The following is a 1122-nucleotide window of genomic DNA, read 5'->3' on the forward strand; positions in this document are numbered from 1 at the left end:
ATATCCTCAGCCCTCGGTGCTGACCGGCAGATCCATGCCGTGTTCTTTCAGCAGGGCGTGGCGGCGGGCGGTTTTGAGGTCTTCGCGCACCATTTCGGCGCACATCTCCTCGGTGGTGATCTCCGGCTCCCAGCCCAGTTTCTGCTTTGCCTTACCCGGATCGCCCAGCAGCGTCTCCACCTCGGCGGGGCGGAAATAGCGCGGATCGATGCGCAGCACCACATCGCCCACCTTCAGCGCCGGGGCCATATCGCCCTCAATCGCGGTCACGGTGGCAATTTCGGCCTCGCCTTCGCCCGAAAACGCCAGCGTCAGCCCCAGCTCCTGCGCCGACCAGGTGATGAACTGGCGCACCGAATATTGCTTGCCGGTGGCGATGACGAAATCCTCGGGCGCCTCCTGCTGCAGCATCATCCACTGCATCCGCACGTAATCCCTGGCATGGCCCCAGTCGCGCAAACTGTCGATATTGCCCATATAGAGACACTCCTCGAGGCCTTGCGCGATATTGGCGAGGCCGCGGGTGATCTTGCGCGTCACAAAGGTCTCGCCCCGGCGCGGGCTCTCGTGGTTGAACAGGATGCCGTTGCAGGCATAGATGCCATAGGCCTCGCGGTAATTGACCGTGATCCAGTAGGAATAAAGCTTGGCCACCGCATAAGGGCTGCGCGGATAAAACGGCGTGGTCTCGCGCTGCGGGGTTTCCTGCACCAGGCCGTAAAGCTCGGATGTGGACGCCTGATAGAAGCGGGTCTTTTTCTCCAGCCCCAGGAAACGGATCGCTTCCAGCAGGCGCAGGGTGCCGATGCCATCGACATCTGCGGTATATTCCGGCGCCTCGAAACTGACGGCGACATGAGACTGCGCGCCGAGGTTATAGACCTCATCCGGTTCGATCTCGCTCAGCAGCCGCGTCAGGTTGGAGGTATCGGTGAGATCGCCGTAATGCAGCTTGAAGCGGGCATGATCCACATGCGGATCCTGATAGATGTGATCCACCCGGCTGGTGTTGAACGACGACGCCCGCCGCTTCAGCCCATGCACCTCATAGCCCTTCTCCAGAAGAAACTCCGCAAGGTAGGACCCATCCTGACCCGTCACACCGGTGATGAGGGCTTTTTT

Annotated in this window: 1 protein-coding gene; it reads right to left on the reverse strand. The window is 61.1% G+C overall.

The window, feature by feature from the left end; genetic code table 11:
* Positions 1-6 precede the first annotated feature (6 nt).
* On the reverse strand, positions 7-1122 hold a 1116-nt coding region (gmd, locus tag WLQ66_RS18785; protein ID WP_340547865.1), incomplete at its 5' end, for a GDP-mannose 4,6-dehydratase.

Source organism: Phaeobacter sp. A36a-5a, assembly GCF_037911135.1.
Lineage (GTDB): Bacteria > Pseudomonadota > Alphaproteobacteria > Rhodobacterales > Rhodobacteraceae > Phaeobacter > Phaeobacter bryozoorum.